The 21869-nt window shown below is 54.9% G+C and carries 19 protein-coding genes, 1 pseudogene and 1 other annotated feature; of the genes and pseudogenes, 13 read left to right on the top strand and 7 right to left on the bottom strand.

Translation table 11 applies throughout. The features are described 5' to 3' along the window. Positions 1 to 6: 6 nt before the first annotated feature. The gene (gene acrA, locus ACTU3N_RS01125; protein WP_443084315.1) at positions 7 to 1200 is read right to left on the bottom strand and encodes a multidrug efflux RND transporter periplasmic adaptor subunit AcrA; all 1194 of its coding nucleotides are present in this window, start codon (positions 1198 to 1200) and stop codon (positions 7 to 9) included. 143 nt (positions 1201 to 1343) lie between these two features. Between acrA and acrR the strand changes: the two genes are divergently transcribed. Next, positions 1344 to 1997, top strand: coding sequence for a multidrug efflux transporter transcriptional repressor AcrR (gene acrR, locus ACTU3N_RS01120; RefSeq protein WP_443084314.1), 654 nt, complete (start codon positions 1344 to 1346; stop codon positions 1995 to 1997). A 111-nt stretch (positions 1998 to 2108) separates the two neighbouring features. After that, positions 2109 to 5465: a mechanosensitive channel MscK gene (gene mscK, locus ACTU3N_RS01115; RefSeq protein WP_443084313.1), complete on the top strand. Its 3357-nt coding sequence runs from the start codon at positions 2109 to 2111 to the stop codon at positions 5463 to 5465. A gap of 21 nt (positions 5466 to 5486) precedes the next feature. Here mscK and rsmS read toward each other — a convergent pair whose 3' ends face one another. Then, the gene (gene rsmS / locus ACTU3N_RS01110; RefSeq protein ID WP_443084312.1) at positions 5487 to 5645 is read right to left on the bottom strand and encodes a pleiotropic regulatory protein RsmS; all 159 of its coding nucleotides are present in this window, start codon (positions 5643 to 5645) and stop codon (positions 5487 to 5489) included. A 13-nt stretch (positions 5646 to 5658) separates the two neighbouring features. Then, on the bottom strand, positions 5659 to 6186 hold the full coding sequence (priC, locus tag ACTU3N_RS01105; RefSeq protein ID WP_443084311.1) for a primosomal replication protein N'': 528 nt from the start codon (positions 6184 to 6186) through the stop codon (positions 5659 to 5661). Between the two features lie 62 nt (positions 6187 to 6248). Between priC and ACTU3N_RS01100 the strand changes: the two genes are divergently transcribed. The 10 genes from ACTU3N_RS01100 to ACTU3N_RS01055 all read left to right on the top strand — a co-directional run bounded on the left by ACTU3N_RS01100 (position 6249) and on the right by ACTU3N_RS01055 (position 15569). Continuing rightward, complete coding sequence (locus ACTU3N_RS01100; protein ID WP_443084310.1) at positions 6249 to 6626, top strand: DUF454 family protein; 378 nt, start codon at positions 6249 to 6251, stop codon at positions 6624 to 6626. Positions 6627 to 6776: 150 nt separating this feature from the next. Then, positions 6777 to 7328, top strand: coding sequence for an adenine phosphoribosyltransferase (apt, locus tag ACTU3N_RS01095; RefSeq protein WP_443084309.1), 552 nt, complete (start codon positions 6777 to 6779; stop codon positions 7326 to 7328). 120 nt (positions 7329 to 7448) lie between these two features. Beyond that, on the top strand, positions 7449 to 8672 hold the full coding sequence (gene dnaX, locus ACTU3N_RS01090) for a DNA polymerase III subunit gamma/tau (RefSeq protein WP_443084308.1): 1224 nt from the start codon (positions 7449 to 7451) through the stop codon (positions 8670 to 8672). Next, complete coding sequence (locus tag ACTU3N_RS01085) at positions 8614 to 9309, top strand: DNA polymerase III subunit gamma/tau C-terminal domain-containing protein (protein ID WP_443084307.1); 696 nt, start codon at positions 8614 to 8616, stop codon at positions 9307 to 9309. The genes dnaX and ACTU3N_RS01085 overlap by 59 nt, the downstream gene beginning before the upstream one ends. After that, positions 8642 to 8706: a sequence feature (DnaX frameshifting element), on the top strand. (Overlaps the previous gene by 65 nt.) A 51-nt stretch (positions 9310 to 9360) precedes the next feature. Further along, the gene (locus tag ACTU3N_RS01080) at positions 9361 to 9690 is read left to right on the top strand and encodes a YbaB/EbfC family nucleoid-associated protein (RefSeq protein WP_443084306.1); all 330 of its coding nucleotides are present in this window, start codon (positions 9361 to 9363) and stop codon (positions 9688 to 9690) included. Beyond that, complete coding sequence (gene recR / locus ACTU3N_RS01075; protein WP_443084305.1) at positions 9690 to 10295, top strand: recombination mediator RecR; 606 nt, start codon at positions 9690 to 9692, stop codon at positions 10293 to 10295. Before ACTU3N_RS01080 ends, recR begins: the two co-directional genes overlap by 1 nt. A 107-nt stretch (positions 10296 to 10402) precedes the next feature. Further along, entirely contained in the window at positions 10403 to 12277 is a 1875-nt protein-coding gene (gene htpG / locus ACTU3N_RS01070; protein WP_443084304.1) for a molecular chaperone HtpG, read from the top strand. 210 nt (positions 12278 to 12487) lie between these two features. Next, positions 12488 to 13132, top strand: coding sequence for an adenylate kinase (gene adk, locus ACTU3N_RS01065; protein WP_443084303.1), 645 nt, complete (start codon positions 12488 to 12490; stop codon positions 13130 to 13132). Positions 13133 to 13244: 112 nt separating this feature from the next. Beyond that, the gene (gene hemH / locus ACTU3N_RS01060) at positions 13245 to 14207 is read left to right on the top strand and encodes a ferrochelatase (protein WP_443084302.1); all 963 of its coding nucleotides are present in this window, start codon (positions 13245 to 13247) and stop codon (positions 14205 to 14207) included. 57 nt (positions 14208 to 14264) lie between these two features. Further along, a complete protein-coding gene (locus tag ACTU3N_RS01055; RefSeq protein WP_443084378.1) occupies positions 14265 to 15569 on the top strand; it encodes an inosine/guanosine kinase in 1305 nt (434 codons plus the stop codon). 49 nt (positions 15570 to 15618) lie between these two features. On the opposite strand, the pseudogene ACTU3N_RS01050 reads toward ACTU3N_RS01055, so the two are convergent. Both ACTU3N_RS01050 and ybaL read right to left on the bottom strand, forming a co-directional pair. After that, positions 15619 to 16431: pseudogene (locus tag ACTU3N_RS01050) on the bottom strand (IS3 family transposase); the annotation flags it as partial. A gap of 90 nt (positions 16432 to 16521) precedes the next feature. Continuing rightward, the gene (gene ybaL / locus ACTU3N_RS01045; RefSeq protein WP_443084301.1) at positions 16522 to 18198 is read right to left on the bottom strand and encodes a YbaL family putative K(+) efflux transporter; all 1677 of its coding nucleotides are present in this window, start codon (positions 18196 to 18198) and stop codon (positions 16522 to 16524) included. Between the two features lie 583 nt (positions 18199 to 18781). Here ybaL and ushA point away from each other — a divergent pair. Next, positions 18782 to 20431, top strand: a complete 1650-nt coding sequence (gene ushA / locus ACTU3N_RS01040) for a bifunctional UDP-sugar hydrolase/5'-nucleotidase UshA (RefSeq protein ID WP_443084300.1) — start codon at positions 18782 to 18784, stop codon at positions 20429 to 20431. 5 nt (positions 20432 to 20436) lie between these two features. Here the strand turns inward: ushA and ybaK are convergent, their stop codons facing one another. Together ybaK and ACTU3N_RS01030 are read right to left on the bottom strand one after the other, a co-directional pair. Further along, positions 20437 to 20916 carry a Cys-tRNA(Pro)/Cys-tRNA(Cys) deacylase YbaK gene (gene ybaK, locus ACTU3N_RS01035; protein ID WP_443084299.1) on the bottom strand — a complete coding sequence of 160 codons (480 nt, stop codon included), beginning with the start codon at positions 20914 to 20916 and terminating at the stop codon, positions 20437 to 20439. 73 nt (positions 20917 to 20989) lie between these two features. Next, complete coding sequence (locus tag ACTU3N_RS01030) at positions 20990 to 21814, bottom strand: TraB/GumN family protein (protein WP_443084298.1); 825 nt, start codon at positions 21812 to 21814, stop codon at positions 20990 to 20992. Between the last annotated feature and the right edge of the window lie 55 nt (positions 21815 to 21869).

Raw genomic sequence — 21869 nt, 5'->3', positions numbered from 1 at the left:
TTTAAGTTAAGACTTCGGTTGTTCTGACTGCCCGCCGGCCTGGGCCTGCTCTTTCTTGTCAGACGTAACTTCCTGAACTTTAACCTGCGCCCCCGGTTTAATTTTTTGTAAGCCCGTGATAATCACACGATCGCCAGATTTCAGGCCGTCAGTCACCAGCCATTTGTCACCAATTGCCTGGGCGGCAGTAATATTGCGCACCTCAACTTTGTCACCTTCGCCGACGACCATCGCTGTCGCTTCGCCGCGCGGGTTACGGGTTACGCCCTGTTGCGGCACCAGGATGGCGTTTGGATTCACACCTTCTTCCAGTTTGGCGCGCACGAACATCCCCGGCAACAGGGTGTGATCAGGGTTCGGGAACACCGCACGCAGGGTAATAGAACCGGTGCTCTGGTCAACGGTGACGCCAGAAAACTCAAGCGTACCCGGCTGTGAATACTTGATGCCGTCGTTGGTCACCAGCTCCACTTTCGCCTTCCCGTTTTCCTGTTTCAGCGTCCCGTTCGCCAGCTCTTGTTTAAGGCGCAAAAAGTCGTTGCTGGACTGGGTGACGTCGACATAAATCGGGTCAAGCTGCTGCACGGTGGTGAGTGCAGTCGTTTGCCCGCTTTGCACCAGCGCGCCTTCCGTCACCGTAGAGGTTCCGGTACGACCGCTGATAGGGGAGGTGACTTTGGTATAAGCCAGGTTGATGCGTGCGCTTTCAACGGCCGCTTTTGCCGCAACCACAGCAGCGTTTGCCTGCTGGGCATCGGCTTGCGCGGTATCGTAATCCTGTTGGCTGATGTACTTGGTGCCCAACAGTTTCTTATAACGGCTCAGGGTCATCTGGGCGATATTGGCAGCGGCCTGCGCTTTTGCCAGGTCGCCTTTGGCGCTGTCGTATGCTGCCTGATAGGTTGCAGGATCAATCTGATAAAGCGAGACACCTGCTTCCACATCACTCCCTTCCACAAAGTTGCGCTTAAGAATAATGCCGCTGACCTGTGGGCGGACTTCTGCAATGCGATAAGCACTGGTTCGGCCCGGTAATTCGGTGGTGATTTGTAGAGGTTCAGATTTAAGCGTTACGACACCCACTTCCGGCATCTGCCCCGCTCCCTGCTGCGCAGGTTTATCATCACATCCTGTTAGCGCTAAGCTGCCCGAAAGCATCAGAACGACCGCCAGAGGCGTAAACCCCCTGTTTTTGTTCATATGTAAACCTCAAAGTGTCCGATTTCAAATTGATCAATGGATCAAAAGCTGAAAAACCCATTGCTGCGTTTATATTATCGTCGTGCTATGGTACAAACATTCACAAATGTATGTAAATCTGACTCCTGTAAATTCACGAACATATGGCACGAAAAACCAAACAGCAGGCGCTTGAGACGCGACAGCACATTCTTGATGTCGCCATGCGTCTCTTTTCCCTGCAGGGAGTTTCTTCCACTTCGCTGGCGGAGATTGCGCAGGCTGCGGGCGTAACGCGCGGCGCGATTTATTGGCACTTCAAAAACAAGTCGGACTTGTTCAGTGAAATTTGGCTGCTATCAGAATCCAGTATCGGCGATTTAGAGATTGAGTATCGGGCAAAATTCCCTGGCGATCCACTGTCTGTTTTAAGAGAAATACTGGTTTATGTTCTTGAAGCAACAGTTGTTGAAGAGCGCAGGCGCCTGATGATGGAAATCATTTACCACAAATGCGAGTTTGTCGGGGAAATCGCCGTGGTACAAGAGGCGCAGCGCAATTTATGCCTTGAAAGTTACGATCGTATCGAAAATACGCTTGCTGAATGTATCGCAGCCAACCAGCTTCCGGCGAATTTACTGACCCGTCGCGTGGCGGTGCTGATGCGTGCCTATATTTCCGGCGTGATGGAAAACTGGCTGTTTGCGCCGCAATCCTTTGACTTAAAAAAAGAAGCGCGCGATTACGTCGAGATTTTACTGGAGATGTGCAAGCTTTGCCCGACGCTTCGCGAAAAAACAGAGCCGCTCAGCGCCTGACGCACCAGGAATATTCTGCAAGTCAACCCTTTGTTGTTGCCTGACGCGGCAGCGTGATATTCTTGCGCGCGGCAATTCCGGCCGCTTTTCGTACAGAAACCGACAGCTAATATGATGCAGCACGCTATCCACCCGAGAAACAGCTTCGCCGCGTTGACCGCCGCGCTGTTTCTATTCTTTGCAAGCCTGGTGAGTAATATCGCCTGGGCCCAGACAGCCAGTGACTTACCTTCGCGCACAGAAGTGCAAAGCCAGCTTGATGCCCTTAATAAGCAAAAGTCGCACTCCGCGCAGGATAAGCTGGTCATTCAGGATTTGACCGAAACCCTGGAAACGCTGGACAAAATTGACCGCGTGAAGCAGGAAACGGCCCTGCTGAAGCAGAAAGTCGCCCAGGCACCGGAGCAAATGCGCAAGGCGACTGACGGTCTGAGTGCGCTCAGCGATAAAGACAATGACGAGGAAACCCGCAAAACGTTGGCCTCGCTCTCGCTGCGCCAGCTTGAATCCCGCGTCTCGCAGACGCTTGAAGATTTGCAAGCCGCGCAGAACGATTTATCCAACTATAACAGCCAGCTGGTGTCATTACAGACACAGCCTGAACGTGTGCAGAGCGCGATGTATACGGCGTCCCAGCAGTTGCAGGAGATCCGCAACCGCCTCAACGGTACCGCCGCCGGAGAGGGCGCGCTACGCCCGTCGCAGCAGACTTTGCTGATGACGCAGCAGACTTTGCTCAATGCGCAGATAGAGCAGTTGCGCAAAAGCCTTGAAGGCAATACCACCTTGCAAGATACGCTGCAAAAACAGCGTGACTATGTGACGGCGAATAGCAACCGCCTTGAGCACCAGCTACAGCTTTTGCAGGAGGCGGTGAACAGCAAGCGCCTGACGCTGACTGAAAAAACGGCTCAGGAGGCGGTGTCGCCGGATGAGACGGCGCGTATCCAGGATAACCCGCTGGTCAAACAAGAGCTGGATATTAACCACCAGCTAAGCCAGCAGCTGATCGCCGCGACCGAGAGCGGTAACTCGCTGGTGCAGCAAAACATCCGCGTCAAAAACTGGCTCGATCGCGCGCTGCAATCCGAGCGCAATATAAAAGAACAGATCTCGGTGCTCAAAGGCAGCCTGCTGCTGTCGCGTATTTTATATCAGCAACAGCAGACGCTGCCCTCGGCTGATGAACTCAAAGACATGACCAACCGCATCGCGGATCTGCGCCTTGAGCAGTTTGAAATCAACCAGCAGCGCGATGCGCTGTTCCAGAGCGATACATATGTCGACAAACTGGAGCAGGGGCACGAGAGCGAAGTCAATGACGAAGTTCACGACGCGTTAATGCAGGTCGTTGATATGCGCCGGGAGCTGCTCGATCAGTTAAATAAACAGCTGGGTAATCAGCTGATGATGGCTATCAACTTGCAGGTTAATCAGCAGCAGTTGATGAGCGTGTCAAAAAACCTGCAACAGATCCTCACACAGCAAATCTTCTGGGTGAACAGCAACAAACCCATGGACTGGGAGTGGTTCAAGTCTTTCCCGCAGGCGCTGCGTGATGAAATCAAGGACATGAAGATCACCGTCAACTGGGAAAAAGCGTGGCCAGCGGTGGCGATCGCCTTCCTGGCTGGCCTGCCGCTGTTGCTGATTGCCGGGCTGATCCACTGGCGTCTGGGTTGGCTGAAAAGCTATCAGGCGAGACTGGCCGCGCAAGTAGGGCAGTTGCGTAATGACAGCCAGCTGCATACGCCAAAAGCGATCCTTATCGATCTTATCCGCGCCCTGCCAGTGTGTCTGGTTATCCTGGCCGTCGGTCTTATCCTGCTGACCATGCAGCTTAATATTAGCGAGCTGCTGTGGTCATTCAGTAAAAAACTGGCGCTGTTCTGGCTGGTGTTCGGGCTTTGCTGGAAAGTGCTGGAAAAAGACGGCGTGGCGGTTAACCACTTCAATATGCCGGAGCAACTGACCAGCCACTGGCGTCGGCAAATTGTGCGCATCAGCCTTGCGCTACTGCCGCTGCACTTCTGGTCGGTGGTGGCCGAGCTTTCTCCGCTGCATCTGATGGATGATGCGCTTGGTCAGTTGGTTATATTCCTGAACCTGATGCTCATTACCGTGCTGGTGTGGCCGATGTTTCGCGAAAGCTGGCGCGATAAAGAGTCGCACGGTATTCGTCTTGTGACGCTTACCGTGCTGGCGATTGTCCCGATAGCGCTGATGGTGCTGACGGCGACCGGTTACTTCTATACCACGCTGCGCCTTGCCGGGCGCTGGATAGAAACGGTCTATCTGGTCATTATCTGGAACTTGCTGTATCAGACGGTACTGCGCGGGTTAAGCGTTGCCGCGCGCCGGATTGCCTATCGCCGCGCGCTGGCGCGTCGGCAGAATATGGTGAAGGAAGGTGCAGAAGGCGCGGAACCCCAGGAAGAACCGGCCATTGCGCTGGAGCAGGTAAACCAGCAAACGCTGCGTATCACCATGCTGGTTATGGTGTCGCTGTTTGGCGTGATGTTCTGGGCTATCTGGTCTGATTTGATAACGGTTTTTGCCTATCTCGACAGCATCACCCTGTGGCACTACAACGGTACCGAAGCCGGTGCGGCGGTGGTCAAAAACGTGACGCTGGGCAGTTTGCTGTTTGCGCTGCTGGCCTTTTTGGTGGCCTGGGCGCTGATTCGCAACTTACCCGGCCTGCTTGAAGTGCTGATCCTTTCCCGGCTCAATATGCGCCAGGGCACTTCTTATGCCGTCACCACTATCCTGAATTACATCATTATAGCGGTGGGGGCGCTGCTGATTTTCGGCTCGCTTGGGGTCTCCTGGGATAAGTTGCAATGGCTGGCCGCCGCGCTGTCGGTAGGTCTGGGCTTTGGTCTGCAGGAAATTTTCGGTAACTTTGTCTCGGGTCTTATCATTTTGTTTGAACGCCCGGTACGCATTGGCGATACGGTCACCATCGGCAGCTTCTCCGGTACGGTGAATAAAATCCGTATTCGCGCGACGACAATCACTGATTTTGATCGCAAAGAAGTGATCATTCCGAACAAAGCGTTTGTCACCGAGCGGCTGATCAACTGGTCGCTGTCCGACACCATCACACGTCTGGTTATTCGTATCGGCGTGGCCTACGGATCGGATCTGGAAAAGGTGAAAAAAGTGCTGTTGCAGGCGGCGATGGAGCATCCGAAGGTGATGCACGACCCGGAACCGGCCGTGTTTTTCACTGCTTTTGGCGCCAGCACGCTGGATCACGAGCTGCGTCTGTACGTGCGTGAGCTGCGCGATCGGAGCTATACCGTGGATGAACTCAACCGAACCATCGACAAGCTGTGTCGTGAAAACGATATCGATATCGCCTTCAACCAGCTGGAAGTGCACCTGAAAAACGATAAAGGTGATGAATTTATCGAAGTGAAACGCAAGCTGAAAGGCGACGATCCGACGCCATCGCAGCAATAACTTCGCCGATATTCCCCTCTTTTATGATGAAAGAGGGGGATTTTCCCGCTTTTTTTCGAAATCCCGCCTGACGATTTCCAGCGCCTTTAGCACGACTTCTGGCGCAATCTCATGCTGTTCCAGCAGCATTATCAAATCCACCGCCAGCTTGACCTCATCCGGGGCATTTTCCAGTGACATTCTTCCTCCTCGGTTAACGGGTTAAACGCGCCAGCACGTTTTCGATATTCTCCAGCGCCCGGCGACAGCGCGCGAGCCGCCCGGCATACGCCTCCACCTCTTTATGCAAGCGCTGCTGCTCAGCAAGCGTGGTGACCTGGCTCAGGCGCTGCTCGCGCTCCTGCTTCATCGCCAGCAATCGACGCTCAAACTCCTGATGCTGTAAACGCCTGCGCTGCCAGCGCGCCACGGCAGGTGAGGCGTTATCCCACTGGCGCAGCGGCCAGACCGCGCTCTCACGCGTAAGCGCTGCCATTTGCGCCGTTAAATGCTCAGCAAGCCAGGCAACCTGTTGCAGACGCCCGGTGGCGACCGCGTGGCGCAGCGCGGCGAGATTATCAGCCGCTTCGTCGAGATAAGCCTGCATTTTCGTGCTGCGTGTGCGAAAGAGGTGCCGGTCAAAGCGTGCGCTTACCGTCGTGTGCTGCGCCAGCGGCGCGGCCTGCTGGCAAAGCGTGGCGAGCTGCTGTTCCAGTGTGTGTAAAAGCGCGGCGCTTTTCATTTCTCTTCTCCCACGAAAGAGCTGTGGTACATTAGCCCTTCATCCTGATAACGATACGCATTATGCAACGGGTTATTCTAATCACCATTGGCTGGCTGGCGGTAGTCCTTGGCACGCTTGGCGTGTTTTTACCCCTGTTACCGACAACGCCTTTTATCCTGCTGGCGGCGTGGTGTTTCGCCCGTTCGTCTCCTCGTTTCCATGACTGGTTGCTCTATCGCTCATGGTTTGGCGGCTATTTACGCCACTGGCAACAGTACCGCGCCATGCCGCCTGGCGCCAAGCCTCGCGCTATTGCGGTGATCCTGATTACCTTTGGTGTCTCATTATATCTGGTACAGATGCCGTGGGTGCGTCTCCTGTTGCTGGTGATTCTGGTATGTCTGCTTATCTTTATGTGGCGCATACCTGTATTTGATGAAAAGCAACAAAAACCGTAAAGCGCGGCGAAGGCAGTTGCAATTGTTGCGTGCAGCCAGTAAATTCGAGCGTTTTCGAGCACAGGTGCGTCTGGTTAAATGTTAATCAGAAGTTACAGGCTTCCTGAAACAGGCACCGTGAGTAATACCGTTTCTATCAGGCAAATATCCATGACAGCGACTGCGCAGCAGCTTGAATATCTCAAAAACAGTATCAAAAGTATTGAGGATTACCCTAAGCCGGGCATCCTGTTCCGTGATGTCACCAGTTTGCTGGAAGACCCGAAGGCCTATGCGCTCAGCATTGAATTGCTGGTTGATCGTTATAAAAACGCCGGGATCACCAAAGTCGTCGGTACCGAAGCGCGCGGCTTTCTGTTTGGCGCGCCGGTCGCGCTCGGCCTGGGCGTAGGTTTTGTGCCGGTGCGCAAGCCGCGTAAACTGCCGCGCGAAACCATCGCTGAAAGCTACGAGCTGGAGTACGGCACCGATCAGTTAGAGATCCATATGGATGCTATTCAGGCGGGCGATAAAGTGCTGGTGGTTGACGATCTGCTGGCAACCGGTGGCACGATTGAAGCGACCGTTAAACTGATCCGCCGTCTGGGTGGCGAAGTGACCGATGCGGCCTTTATCATTAACTTGTTCGATCTGGGCGGCGAACAGCGCCTGGAAAAACAGGGCATCACCTGCTATAGCCTGGTGGCGTTTCCGGGACACTGATGTAAACGCCCGGTAAATCGCTTCATCCCTCGCGCCTGAGGGATGAAGTGTATTAACAGCATGCGCTGTGTTAGCATTATCCCTTCGTAAATCCACCTTCCAGCGTTTCAGAGCCTGCCAATGAGTTATCAGGTCTTAGCCCGAAAATGGCGACCGCAAACTTTTGCTGACGTCGTCGGCCAGGAGCATGTGCTGACCGCACTGGCGAACGGCTTAACTTCAGGACGTATTCATCATGCGTACCTGTTTTCCGGTACCCGCGGCGTCGGGAAAACCTCTATTGCCCGTTTGCTGGCGAAGGGGCTGAACTGTGAAACCGGCATCACCGCGACCCCATGCGGCGTGTGTGATAACTGCCGCGAAATTGAACAGGGCCGCTTTGTTGATTTAATTGAAATCGACGCCGCTTCGCGCACAAAAGTCGAAGATACCCGCGATCTGCTGGACAACGTGCAATACGCACCGGCGCGTGGCCGCTTTAAAGTCTATCTGATTGACGAAGTGCATATGCTCTCGCGTCACAGCTTTAATGCGCTGCTAAAAACCCTTGAAGAGCCGCCCGCGCACGTAAAATTCCTGCTGGCAACCACCGACCCGCAAAAGCTGCCGGTGACTATCCTCTCGCGCTGCCTGCAATTTCATCTCAAAGCGCTGGATGTGGATCAGATCCGCAACCAGCTTGAACATATTCTGGATGATGAAAAAATCACCCATGAACCACGCGCGCTGCAACTGCTGGCGCGCGCGGCTGACGGTAGCCTGCGCGATGCGCTGAGCCTTACCGATCAGGCCATTGCCAGCGGCGACGGCCAGCTAACGGCGGCCGTGGTCAGCGCGATGCTCGGCACCTTGAATGACGATCAGGCGCTTTCATTAATTGAAGCGATGGTTGCCGCCAATGGCGAGCAGGTAATGAACCTGGTGAACGAGGCGGCCTCCCGTGGCGTTGAGTGGGAAGCACTGCTGGTGGAGATGTTGACGCTGATGCACCGTATCGCCATGGTGCAACTCTCTCCCTCCGCGCTGGGCAGCGATATGGCAACCATTGAGCACCGCCTGCGCGAGCTGGCGCGTACCGTGCCGCCTGGCGATGTGCAGCTTTATTATCAGACGCTGCTGATTGGTCGCAAGGAGCTGCCCTTCGCACCAGACAGGCGCATGGGCGTAGAAATGACCCTGCTGCGTGCGCTGGCGTTCCATCCGCACACGCCGCTCCCGGCCCCGGAAGGGGTGCAGCAATCCTTCGCGCCGGTCGCACCAACCGCCGTGATNAACAAGCCAGGTGTTGGCGGCGCGCCGCCAGCTGCAACGTGCGCAGGGAGCAGACAAAGCAAAAAAGAGTGAACCGGCAGCCGCAACCCGCGCGCGGCCGGTGAATAACGCTGCGCTGGAACGGCTGGCATCGGTAACCGAGCGCGTGCAGTCGCGCCCGGCGGCCGCTGTGGCTGAAAAAGCGCCGGCGAAGAAAGAAGCTTACCGCTGGAAAGCCACCACGGCACCGGAAGTGGTAAAAGAAGTTGTCGCCACGCCGAAGGCGCTGAAAAAAGCGCTGGAGCATGAAAAGACGCCGGAGCTGGCGAAAAAACTGGCCGAAGAGGCCATCGAACGCGATGCCTGGGCAAAAGAGGTCAGCCAGCTGAAACTGCCTAAACTGGTAGAACAGGTGGCGCTAAATGCCTGGAAAGAGCAGGAGGGCGCACGGTTGACGTTGCATCTGCGCAGCTCCCAGCGGCATCTGAATTCATCCGGCGCGCAAAAAACGCTGGGCGAGGCGCTCGGCGAGTTATATGGTTCGGCGGTTGAACTGACTATCATTGAAGATGATAATCCGGCAGTGCGTACGCCGCTGGAGTGGCGTCAGGCGATTTATGAGGAGAAACTTGCGCAGGCGCGCGAGTCGATTATTGCGGATAACAACATCCAGACGCTGCAACGGTTTTTCGATGCGGATCTGGATGAAGAGAGTATTCGTCCCGTTTGACGGGGAGCACCGGCTCCCCGTCGTTAACCTTTGAATGTGAGAGAGAAGCCTATGTTTGGTAAAGGCGGTCTGGGTAACCTGATGAAGCAAGCCCAGCAAATGCAAGAAAAAATGCAGAAAATGCAGGAAGAGATAGCACAGCTGGAAGTGACCGGCGAGTCCGGCGCGGGTCTGGTGAAGGTGACTATCAACGGCGCGCACAACTGCCGTCGCGTAGAGATCGACCCAAGCCTGCTGGAAGATGACAAAGAGATGCTCGAAGATCTGGTCGCCGCTGCGTTTAACGATGCCGCTCGCCGTATTGAAGAGACGCAGAAAGAGAAAATGGCATCGGTTTCCTCCGGTATGTCGCTGCCGCCAGGCTTTAAGATGCCGTTCTGATGCAGACCAGTCCGCTGTTAACGCAGCTTATGGAAGCGTTGCGCTGCCTGCCGGGCGTTGGCCCGAAGTCGGCGCAGCGCATGGCGTTTACGCTTTTGCAGCGGGATCGCAGCGGCGGGATGCGCCTGGCGCAGGCGCTCACGCGTGCGATGTCGGAAATCGGCCACTGCTGCGATTGCCGCACGTTTACCGAGCAGGAAGTCTGCAATATTTGCAGCAATCCGCGCCGCCAGGAAAACGGTCAAATCTGCGTGGTGGAAAGCCCGGCGGATATCTACGCCATCGAGCAGACCGGGCAATTCTCCGGTCGCTACTTTGTGCTGATGGGCCATCTGTCGCCGCTGGACGGTATCGGGCCGGATGATATTGGCCTGGACAGACTTGAACAGCGTCTGAATTCAGAAAAAATTCAGGAAGTGATCCTTGCCACCAACCCGACGGTGGAAGGCGAGGCAACCGCAAACTATATTGCCGAACTCTGTGCGCAATATGGTGTGGAAGCCAGCCGTATTGCCCACGGCGTACCGGTGGGCGGCGAGCTGGAAATGGTTGACGGTACGACGCTTTCGCACTCGCTGGCGGGCCGCCACAAGATTCGTTTTTAATCAAACGGAGGCAGAAATTTTTGCCTCCGCTTGAAAATCCATGCCAGTAACCCCACTTCTCACTCAACACATTTTTACCTTTAAATGGCATTGTTGAGGTATTTCCAATGAAAGGACAAGAAACACGCGGTTTTCAGTCAGAAGTCAAACAGCTTCTGCATCTGATGATCCACTCTCTGTATTCCAACAAAGAAATCTTCCTGCGCGAGCTTATCTCCAACGCCTCGGATGCGGCGGACAAACTGCGTTTCCGCGCGCTGTCCAAACCTGAACTTTATGAAGGCGATGGCGAGCTGCGCGTGCGCGTCTCCTTCGACAAAGACAACCGTACGCTGACCATTGCGGACAACGGTATCGGTATGAGCCGCGATGAAGTTATCGAAAACCTCGGTACGATTGCGAAATCTGGCACCAAAGCGTTTCTTGAATCCCTGGGTTCCGATCAGGCGAAAGACAGCCAGCTGATTGGTCAGTTTGGCGTGGGCTTCTACTCTGCCTTTATCGTTGCAGACAAAGTCACCGTGCGCACCCGTGCGGCGGGTGAAAGCCCGGAAAGCGGCGTTTTCTGGGAGTCTGCGGGCGAAGGCGAATACACCATTGCTGATATCACCAAAGCCGATCGCGGTACCGAAATCACCCTGCATCTACGTGAAGGGGAAGATGAGTTTCTCGACGACTGGCGTCTGCGCTCAATCATCAGCAAATACTCCGATCATATTGCGCTGCCGGTTGAGATCGAAAAACGCGAAGAGAAAGACGGCGAAACCGTGGTTTCCTGGGAAAAGATCAACAAAGCGAAAGCGCTGTGGACCTGCAACAAGTCCGAGATCTCCGACGATGAGTACAAAGCGTTTTATAAACACATCGCCCATGATTTTACCGATCCGCTGACCTGGAGCCATAACCGCGTCGAAGGGAAGCAGGAGTACACCAGCCTGCTGTATATCCCGTCGCAGGCACCGTGGGATATGTGGAACCGCGATCATAAACATGGCCTGAAACTCTATGTTCAGCGCGTGTTTATCATGGACGACGCGGAACAGTTTATGCCGAACTATCTGCGCTTTGTGCGCGGCCTGGTGGATTCCAACGATCTGCCGCTGAACGTTTCCCGCGAGATCCTGCAAGACAGCAGCGTCACCCGCAGCCTGCGCAATGCGCTGACGAAACGCGTGCTGCAAATGCTGGACAAGCTTGCCAAAGACGACGCGGAAAAATACCAGACCTTCTGGCAACAGTTCGGCATGGTGCTGAAAGAAGGCCCGGCGGAAGACCACAGCAACCAGGAAGCAATCGCCAAACTGCTGCGCTTCGCCTCCACGCACACTGACTCTTCAGCCCAGACCGTTTCGCTCGAAGAGTACGTTTCGCGCATGAAAGAAGGGCAGGAGAAAATCTACTTTATTACTGCCGACAGCTATGCCGCCGCGAAGAGCAGCCCGCATCTGGAGCTGCTGCGTAAGAAAGGCATCGAAGTGCTGCTGCTCTCCGATCGCATCGACGAATGGATGATGAGCTACCTTACCGAGTTCGACGGTAAGCCGTTCCAGTCCGTGGCGAAAGCAGACGCTTCGCTGGAAAAACTGGCCGACGAAGTGGACGAAAGCGCGAAAGAAGCGGAAAAAGAGCTGGAGCCATTTATCGATCGCGTGAAAGCACTGCTGGGCGAGCGGGTCAAAGATGTGCGTCTGACGCATCGTCTGACCGACACACCTGCCATCGTGGTTACGGGTGCCGACGAGATGAGCACGCAGATGGCAAAACTGTTTGCCGCCGCGGGCCAGAGCGTGCCAGAAGTGAAATACATCTTTGAGCTGAACCCGGACCACGCGCTGGTAAAACGCGCGGCGGATACTCAGGACGACGCGCAGTTTACTGAGTGGGTCGAGCTGCTGCTGGAGCAGGCGCTGTTTGCCGAGCGCGGTACCCTTGAGGACCCGAACCAGTTTATTAAACGTCTGAACAGCCTGTTACTGGCCTAAGTCTGTTGCTCCTCTCTCTTTTTCGGGGAGAGGGGCATTCGTTCACACGGCGGTTTTGCCGCCGTTTCACCTGCTTAAAACCCCGCAAGTCCTACTCCTCGCTCTCATTAACCGTTTCAGCGCCTGCGCCTTCCTTGAGCCCTACGCGTTCTGGTGGTATCGTTTAGCGCTTTTTGAAAGATTGAACCGACATTTGAGGGGATTTTTGCAATGCGTATTATTCTGCTTGGCGCTCCGGGCGCGGGTAAAGGCACTCAGGCTCAGTTCATCATGGAGAAGTACGGTATTCCGCAAATCTCCACCGGTGACATGCTGCGCGCGGCTGTCAAATCTGGCAGCGAGCTGGGCAAACAGGCAAAAGATATTATGGACGCGGGCAAACTGGTGACCGATGAGCTGGTCATCGCGCTGGTGAAAGAGCGTATCGCGCAGCCGGACTGCCGCAACGGCTTCCTGCTGGACGGCTTCCCGCGTACTATCCCTCAGGCTGATGCCATGAAAGAAGCCGGTATCGCGGTGGATTACGTTCTGGAGTTCGACGTACCGGACGAGCTGATTGTTGACCGTATCGTTGGTCGCCGCGTACACCCTGCTTCCGGGCGCGTTTACCACGTGAAATTCAACCCGCCGAAAGTCGAAGGCAAAGACGATGTCACCGGCGAAGAGCTGACCACGCGTAAAGACGACCAGGAAGAAACCGTGCGTAAACGTCTGGTGGAATACCATCAGATGACCGCGCCGCTTATCGGTTACTATCAGCAGGAAGCGCAGGCGGGTAACACCAAATACGCCAAAGTTGATGGCACCAAAGCCGTGAGCGAAGTGCGCGCAGAACTGGAAAAAATCCTCGGATAATTCCTCTCTCCCCGGCATCTTGCCGGGGAAAAATTTATCAATCACTGCAATTGGTTCCGTTTACGCGCAGTTCGGCTACAATTATCAGCCAGTTAAATGGTTAGAGGCGCGAATGAGTCAGGCGAAAACGGGCATTTTATTGGCCAATCTCGGCACCCCCGAAGCTCCCACCCCCGCAGCGGTCAAACGCTACTTGCGGCAATTTTTAAGCGACAAACGCGTGGTCGATACGCCGCGTCTGCTGTGGTGGCCTCTGTTGCGCGGCGTTATTTTACCGATTCGCTCCCCGCGCGTGGCAAAACTCTATCACTCCATCTGGATGGAAGAAGGCTCGCCGCTGATGGTTTACAGCCGCAGGCAAGAGAAGGCGCTGGCCGCCCGTCTGCCGCATGTGCCGGTGGCGCTGGGCATGAGCTACGGTTCGCCGTCGCTGGAAAGCGCAGTCGAAGAACTGATAGCGCAGGGTGTGGAGCACATTGTTGTGCTGTCGCTCTATCCGCAGTACTCCTGCTCAACGGTAGCCGCCGTGTGGGATGAGCTGGCGCGCATCCTGGCGAAGAAACGCTTTATTCCTGGCCTTTCTTTTATCCGGGATTATGCTGACGATGAAAGCTATATCACCGCGCTGGCAAATAGCGCGCGCGCCTCATTTGCCCAACATGGCGAGCCGGATCTGCTGCTGCTTTCCTATCATGGTATTCCTGAGCGTTATGCACGCGAGGGTGATAACTATCCACAACGCTGCCGTGACACCACGCGCGCGCTGGTTTCTGCCCTCGATATACCGCCGGAAAAGGTGATGATGACCTTCCAGTCACGTTTTGGTCGCGAACCCTGGCTGACGCCTTATACCGACGAAACGCTGAAAATGCTGGGCGAAAAGGGCGTAAAACATATTCAGGTGATGTCGCCAGGGTTTGCTGCCGACTGCCTGGAAACGCTCGAAGAGATAGCGGTGCAGAACCGCGAGTTTTTCCTCGAAGCTGGCGGGGAAAAGTATGAATACATTCCTGCTCTGAATGACTCCCCTGAGCATATCGAAATGATGGTCAATCTCACCGCGAAGTATCTCTGATCTTACGTCGGGCCTGTGTTAACATGCGCAGCCCGACAGTTGATGCCAAACACGATCATGAAATTTCCTGGTAAACGTAAATCTAAACATTACTTCCCTGTTGATGCCCGCGATCCGCTTTTGCAACAAATCCAGCCTGAAAGTGAAACAAGCTCGTGCTGGGTGGTCGGTATCGATCAAACGCTGGTGGATATTGAAGCAAAAGTGGACGATGCGTTTATCGCGCGTTACGGTCTGAGCGCCGGGCATTCTCTGGTTATCACCGACGAGGTGGCTGAAGCACTTTACCAGGAGCTGGTTCGGGAAAACCTTATTACCCATCAGTTTGCCGGTGGCACCATTGGCAACACCCTGCATAACTACTCGGTGCTGGCGGATGACCGCTCGGTGCTGCTTGGCGTGATGTGTAACAATATCGAAATTGGCAGCTACGCTTACCGCTATCTTTGCAATACCTCCAGCCGTACCGACTTAAACTACCTGCAAGGCGTGGATGGCCCGATTGGCCGCTGTTTTACGCTGGTAAACGACTGCGGCGAGCGCACCTTTGCCATCAGCCCTGGCCATATGAACCGGCTGCGCCCGGAGAGTATCCCGGAGCAGGTGATTGCGGGCGCTTCCGCGCTGGTGCTGACCTCTTATCTGGTGCGCTGCAACCCCGGCGAACCGATGCCGGAAGCCACCATGCAGGCCGTGGCCTATGCCAAAAAGCACAACGTGCCGGTGGTGCTGACGCTGGGTACCAAATATGTGATTGCCGATAACCCGCAATGGTGGCGCGATTTTCTGCGCGAGCATGTGTCGATTCTGGCGATGAACGAAGAGGAAGCCCATGCGCTGACCGGGGAGAGCGACCCGCTGCTGGCCGCGGATAAGGCGCTGGACTGGGTGGATCTGGTGCTGTGCACCGCAGGCCCGGTTGGTTTATATATGGCCGGTTTTACCGAAGAGGAAGCGAAGCGTAAAACCCAGCACCCGCTGCTGCCTGGCGCCATTGCCGAGTTCAATCAGTACGAGTTCAGCCGCGCGTTGCGCTATAAAGATTGCCAGCAGCCGCTGCGCATCTACTCACATATTGCGCCGTATATGGGCGGGCCGGAGAAAATCATGAACACCAACGGGGCGGGCGATGGCGCGCTGGCTGCGCTGTTGCATGACATTACCGCGAACAATTATCACCGCAGCAATGTTCCTAACTCCAGCAAGCACAAATTCAACTGGCTGACCTACTCGTCGCTGGCGCAGGTGTGTAAGTACGCTAACCGCGTGAGTTACCAGGTGCTGAACCAGCACTCCCCGCGGTTAACCCGCGGCTTGCCGGAGCGGGAAGATAGCCTCGAAGAGGCTTACTGGGAGCGTTAATGATAAAGCCCGGCCTTTGGACTGACCCCATAAAGTTGGACAGTTTATATTAGGCGGCTTTCAGAGCCTGGGTTCGGTACTCTACCGGACTCAGGCCTTTCAGTCTCAGGCTAATACGCTCATGGTTGTAATAGTGGATATATTCATCAGTATCATTCTTTAACTCATTGATACTTCCGTACTTCGTCAGATAAAAACACTCTGACTTGAGCGTGCTAAAAAAACTTTCAGCCATCGCATTATCCAGGCAATTACCTTTCCTCGACATACTCTGGAGCACGCCCTTAGCTTTTAATTTTCCCTGATAAGCTGCCATCTGATACTGCCAGCCCTGATCTGAATGAAGCAAAGGTGTGTCGCCAGGATTCAGCCTCAGGAACGCCTTCTCCAGCATTGTGTGTATCAGCCCCATCACAGGTCTTTCTGACAGACTGTACGATATGACCTCGCCGTTAAACACGTCCAGCAGCGGTGAAAGATAAAGTTTCTCACCATTTACGGCGAATTCAGTGACATCCGTTACCCATTTTTCATTAGGCTTTTTTGCCCTGAAGTCACGTCTGAGAATGTTGGGGGCAACCACACCAACCTGGCCTTTCCAGGAATNATGGTATTGATATATTGCGGTGATTTTCTCCCTGACATGCTGATATTTTTCCGCGTGCTTCATTGTCTTTAAGTGATAATAAAGCGTGCTACGGGCCATTCCAGCGGCTCTCAGCAGATCGTTCAGATCGTGTTTTTGCCTCAGTTCAGAAATTACCTGCGCTTTTTGTCGGTTATTTTTTCCTGAGCTAAGGCCCGGAGCTTTTTTAGATTTACCGGAAAGATAATGTTGTACGGCAGCAAGCCGTAGCTCAAGTGAAAATTTACGACTACTCATAAAAAACTGCACCTCAGTTAGTTGGGTGTCCAACTTTTGGGGTGCAATTCACCTTCGCCGGGCTTCTCGTTAACCGGTTACCGCCTCTTCAATCGGCGGTTTTTCCAGCAGCGTCATCATGGTGTTGGCAATCTCACGCTCGCCCATCACCACTTCGTTCGCGCCACGCTCAGTGATGTAATCCACCTCGTCGTCGTAATGTGCGCGGGCGATTATCTCGATATCCGGGCATTTTTCGCGCGCGGTGGCGACAATTTCACCGGCTTCGTAGCCGTTAGGAATGGTCAGCAGCAGCCAGCGCGCGCACTCCAGATGCGCAAGGCTCATAATCTCTTCATTGGCAGCGTTGCCCAGCACCGCGCGGATACCGCGCTCGCGCAGCTCATCCACACGCGTGCGCGACGTTTCAATCACCACCAGCGGAATACCCTGGGCTAAGAGTTTTTCACCCAGCAGGCTGCCGACGCGACCAAAACCGACCAGCAGCGCGTGGTTGCAAATATCCACCGGGATCTGTTTCTCGTCTTCGATGGCCTCTTCCAGCGTTTGCTCTTCCAGCGTCTCGGTCTTATCGAGGTATTTTTCCAGAATCGCGAACAGCACCGGGTTGAGCATAATCGACAGAATAGCGCCAGCCAGCACCAGGTTTTGCCCGGCCTGCGGCAGTAAATCCAGCGCCATGCCAAGACCCGCCAGGATAAAGGCGAACTCACCAATCTGCGCAAGGCTTGCGGCGATAGTCAGCGCCGTGCGTTGGGAGTGGCCGAACAGGCGCACCAGTAAGAAAGCGGCCAGCGATTTACCGAAAATAATAATCGCCAGCGTGCCAAGCACAGCCAGCGGCTGCTCAAGCAGGATCATCGGATCGAACAACATGCCGACGGAGACAAAAAACAGCACCGCAAAGGCATCACGCAGCGGCAGGGTATCGTGCGCGGCGCGGTGACTCAGTTCGGACTCGTTAAGCACCATTCCGGCGAAGAATGCCCCGAGCGCAAAGGAGACGTCAAACAGTTCGACCGCGCCGAATGCGATACCGAGCGCCAGCGCCAGTACGGAGAGAGTAAACAGTTCGCGCGAGCCGGTAGCGGCGCTACGCGCCATAATCCACGGTACCAGGCGGCGGCCTACCAGCATCATAATTGCAATGAATGCCACCACTTTACCGATAGTGATGCCCATATCCACCGCAAGCGAGGCCAGCCCGACATTACCTTTTTCTACCATCCCGGCGATGGCGGGCAGCAGTACCAGCGTCAGCACCATCACCAAATCTTCAACAATCAGCCAGCCGATAGCGATTTGCCCGCGCTGGCTATCAATAAGCTGTCTCTCTTCAAGCGCGCGCAGCAGCACCACGGTGCTGGCGGTGGAGAGACACAGCCCAAAGACAATACCGGTCATAAGCGACCAGCCAAGCGTCGCTGAAAGCGCCATACCCAGCAGCGTCGCAACGGCTATTTGCGCTATCGCACCGGGAATGGCGATGGACTTTACCGCCATCAAATCTTTTAACGAAAAATGCAACCCGACGCCAAACATCAGCAGAATCACGCCTAATTCCGCCAGTTCCGGTGCGAGTTTGGTATCCGCAACAAAGCCTGGCGTAAACGGCCCGGCCAGCACCCCCGCGAGCAAATAACCCACCAGCGGCGAAATTTTTAACTTATTGGCAAACATACCGAGAATAAAGGCCAGGACAAGGCCGCCGACAATGGTGGTGATAAGCGGGGTGGCGTGATGCATTCCGTCTCCTTTCGTTGTTGCGTGGGTCCCCTGGTCATAGACCAGCAATGAGTTACAGTTTATGACAATTTTAACCAGTATGTTTATGAATAATTGTTGAATTATGATCAAAAAAGCAATTTGAGCGAAAAAAATTGCCTGAGTGCCTTTCCGTAACATAAATTGCGCGCCAGGGGCGAAGAAGCTTATGAAATGCACGGGAAAAGAGCGACTTTGCCGACAAGCAAAACCGCGTTTTTTCCGGGGGATCGGGCTGAATTAGAGTGGGAATCCCGAATGCGGGCGTGAAAACACATATTTTGCAGAGCAATCTGATAATCCATGATGGCCAGCCAGCCCGTACTCTGCGACAGCCCGTTTTACCGCTACGCCAAAAAAACAGAACCTGAAGTGTTTTTGCTCGTGACAGACGGATGAGGTAAACGCCGCAACGGTGGCAAACAGGGCAAGTAAATTTGTCATCATTGTCTGATTAATATACCGCTACGCAGGATTTGAAGGTTGTCGCAAAGCTGAAATCTTATTTGCCTGGTATTTTTATAAAAGGTACTTTCAGGGTTTTATTTATCGGCAGGGAGTACGCATGAAATATTTCAAACGGGGCATGGCGCTGGCGCTACTGGCGGGTGTAGGGTTAAGTAGTCAGGTTCGGGCTTACGAACAGGATAAAACCTATAACCTCACCATATTGCACACCAACGATCATCACGGCCACTTCTGGCGTAGTGATTACGGTGAGTACGGGCTATCGGCGCAAAAAACGCTGGTGGACGGTATCCGTAAAGAGGTGGCGGCTCAGGGCGGCAGCGTACTGCTGCTTTCCGGCGGGGACATCAATACCGGCGTGCCGGAGTCCGATTTGCAGGATGCCGAGCCGGATTTTCGCGCCATGAACCTGATTGGCTATGATGCGATGGCGGTGGGTAACCATGAGTTTGATAACCCGCTCAGCGTGCTGCGCCAGCAGGAAAAATGGGCAAAATTTCCCTTCCTCTCTGCCAATATTTACCAAAAAAGCACCGGCGAACGCCTGTTTAAACCGTGGATGATTTTTAACCGTCAGGGGCTGAAGATTGCGGTGATTGGCCTGACGACCGACGATACGGCGAAGATTGGTAATCCTGAATATTTTACCGATATCGAGTTTCGCAATCCGGCGGCTGAAGCCAGGCTGGTGATTGATGAGTTAAAGCAAAACGCGAAGCCGGATGTCATTATCGCCACCACCCATATGGGGCACTATGACAATGGCGAGCACGGCTCGAACGCGCCCGGAGACGTTGAAATGGCGCGCAGTCTGCCTGCAGGTGCGCTTGCGATGATTGTGGGTGGTCACTCACAAGATCCGGTCTGCATGGCGGGCGAGAACAAAAAGCAGGGTGAGTATGTGCCAGGTACGCCGTGCGCGCCGGACAGGCAAAACGGTATCTGGATTGTGCAGGCGCACGAGTGGGGCAAATACGTGGGCCGGGCGGATTTCCAGTTCCGTAACGGTGAGATGAAGCTGGTGCGCTACCAGTTGATTCCGGTCAACCTGAAGAAAAAAGTGACCTACGATAACGGTCAGACCGAGCGCGTGCTTTACACACCAGAAATTGCCGAAAACCCGCAGATGCTCTCTCTGCTGACGCCTTTCCAGAACAAGGGCAAAGCGCAGCTGGAGGTGAAAATCGGTAATACCAACGGTCATCTGGAAGGCGATCGCAGCAAAGTGCGTTTTGTGCAAACGAACCTGGCGCGCGTGCTGCTGGCGGCGCAAATGGACAGAACAGGTGCCGACCTGGCGGTGATGAGCGGCGGCGGCGTGCGCGATTCTATCGAAGCGGGGGATATTACCTATAAAGATGTGCTGAAAGTGCAGCCCTTTGGCAACACAGTGGTGTACGCCGACATGAGCGGCGAGGCGTTGACGGCGTATCTGACAGCGGTTGCGCAAATGAAGCCGGACTCCGGGGCTTACCCACAGTTCGCCAACGTGGGGTTTGTGGCGAAAGGCGGTACGCTGAGCAATCTGACCATCAAAGGCGAACCGGTCGATCCGGCCAAAACCTATCGCCTGGCGACGCTCAGCTTCAACGCAACTGGTGGCGATGGCTACCCGCGTCTCGACGACAAAACCGGCTATGTGAACACCGGTTTTGTGGATGCCGAAGTGCTCAAAGAGTACATCCAGAAGCACTCTCCGCTGGATGTGAATGCGTTTGAGCCGAAAGGCGAAGTCAGCTGGCAGTAAGCGGCTTAATCGCGGCGGGCGATATCGGCAAACTGCGCATCAAGCAAGGTTGCCAGAGCGCTCGCCGCCAGTTCGATATCCAGCCCGCGCTTGCCACCGGAAATATAAACAGTGGCAAATGTTTGTGCAGAAGCATCAATCAGCGTGGGCAGGCGTTTTTTCTGCCCTAATGGGCTGATGCCGCCGACTAAATAGCCGGTGGTGCGCTGCGCAACGTGCGGGTCGGCCATATCCACCTTTTTTGCCCCCAGCGCTTTAGCGACCTTTTTCAGATCAAGCTGCCCGGCCACCGGCGTTACCGCCACGGCAAGGTGCTTCATGTCACCATTAATCGCCACCAGCAATGTTTTGTAAACCTGGTCTGCGTTTAGCCCAAGCTTGCGCACCACTTCATCACCAAAATTGGTTTCCAGAGGATCGTGATCGTAAGTGTGAATTTTGAAAGGGATTTTATTTTTTTCCAGCAACTTTACGGCGGGCGTCATAACTCTTCTTCCTGGGTTTCTTATGCGCTTAGCATACCGCTTTACGCGGTGGCAAAAATTGTAGCATCTTGCGCTATTGCACGGTTTGCTGAAACGCGATCCGCTGGCGCAGCAACGCGGGCAAATTCCCCTCGCCATAGAGATGCAGCGCGCCTGCGGCGACCACATAGCGCCCCGGCGCCAGAGCATAGAGCTGCTCGCACCAGGCCTGGTTGCGCTGGTGCATTAGCACATCATGCAAGGGCTGGCTAAAGGTGGTCGGCAGTACGAGTGCGTCTTCGGCGGGCGGCTTTTTCAGCCACCAGCTCAGCATCACCTGTAATAAGCGCGCATTTTCATGCCAGTGGGTCAGCGTGTCCTGTAGCAACTCGTTGCCCTCATCCGGCAACTGGCGCAGGATATCAAGCTGGCTGGTGGTGCCTTCCAGTTCCATCACAGTCACCCCGGCCTCTGCGGCTGCGCGTATTAACTGGTAGTCGATACCGTATTCCGGGCGAAGCCCCAGCCGCTGGGCTTGCGTGGCCTGCAAAATCAGCGCGATATGCCAGGCATAATGCTGCTCAAACTCATCGCGGGAGAGCGAAAGGGCGCGCAGCGTTTTTTCCAGATCCGCCAGCAGGGCAGGGCTTAAGCGCTGGTCGAGCGGTTCGGCGGGCGCAAGGCCGTCAAAGGGAGAGTCTGAACCGGCGATATCCGCCTCGACAATCAGCGCATCAGCTTCACGCAGTTTTTGCAACAGCTTATCCGGCAGCGGCGACATGCCGTGGGTGCCCATATGAATGCTGCCCACCAGGTGCAGATACCTGTCGCCAGGCAGCGTGATATCCAGCGCGGGCCAGCTGTAACGGCGCGCCGTCAGCGTGTGAAAAAAGTTTTTCAATCGTTGAAACAGGGCCATACGCGCATCCTGAGAGAAAATATTATGCTAGCGCGCATGGCCGGAAGGTGCAAAC

The organism is Vagococcus sp. WN89Y (assembly GCF_052220145.1).
Lineage (GTDB): Bacteria > Pseudomonadota > Gammaproteobacteria > Enterobacterales > Enterobacteriaceae > Kosakonia.
This window is presented reverse-complemented; position numbering and strand designations above follow the sequence as displayed.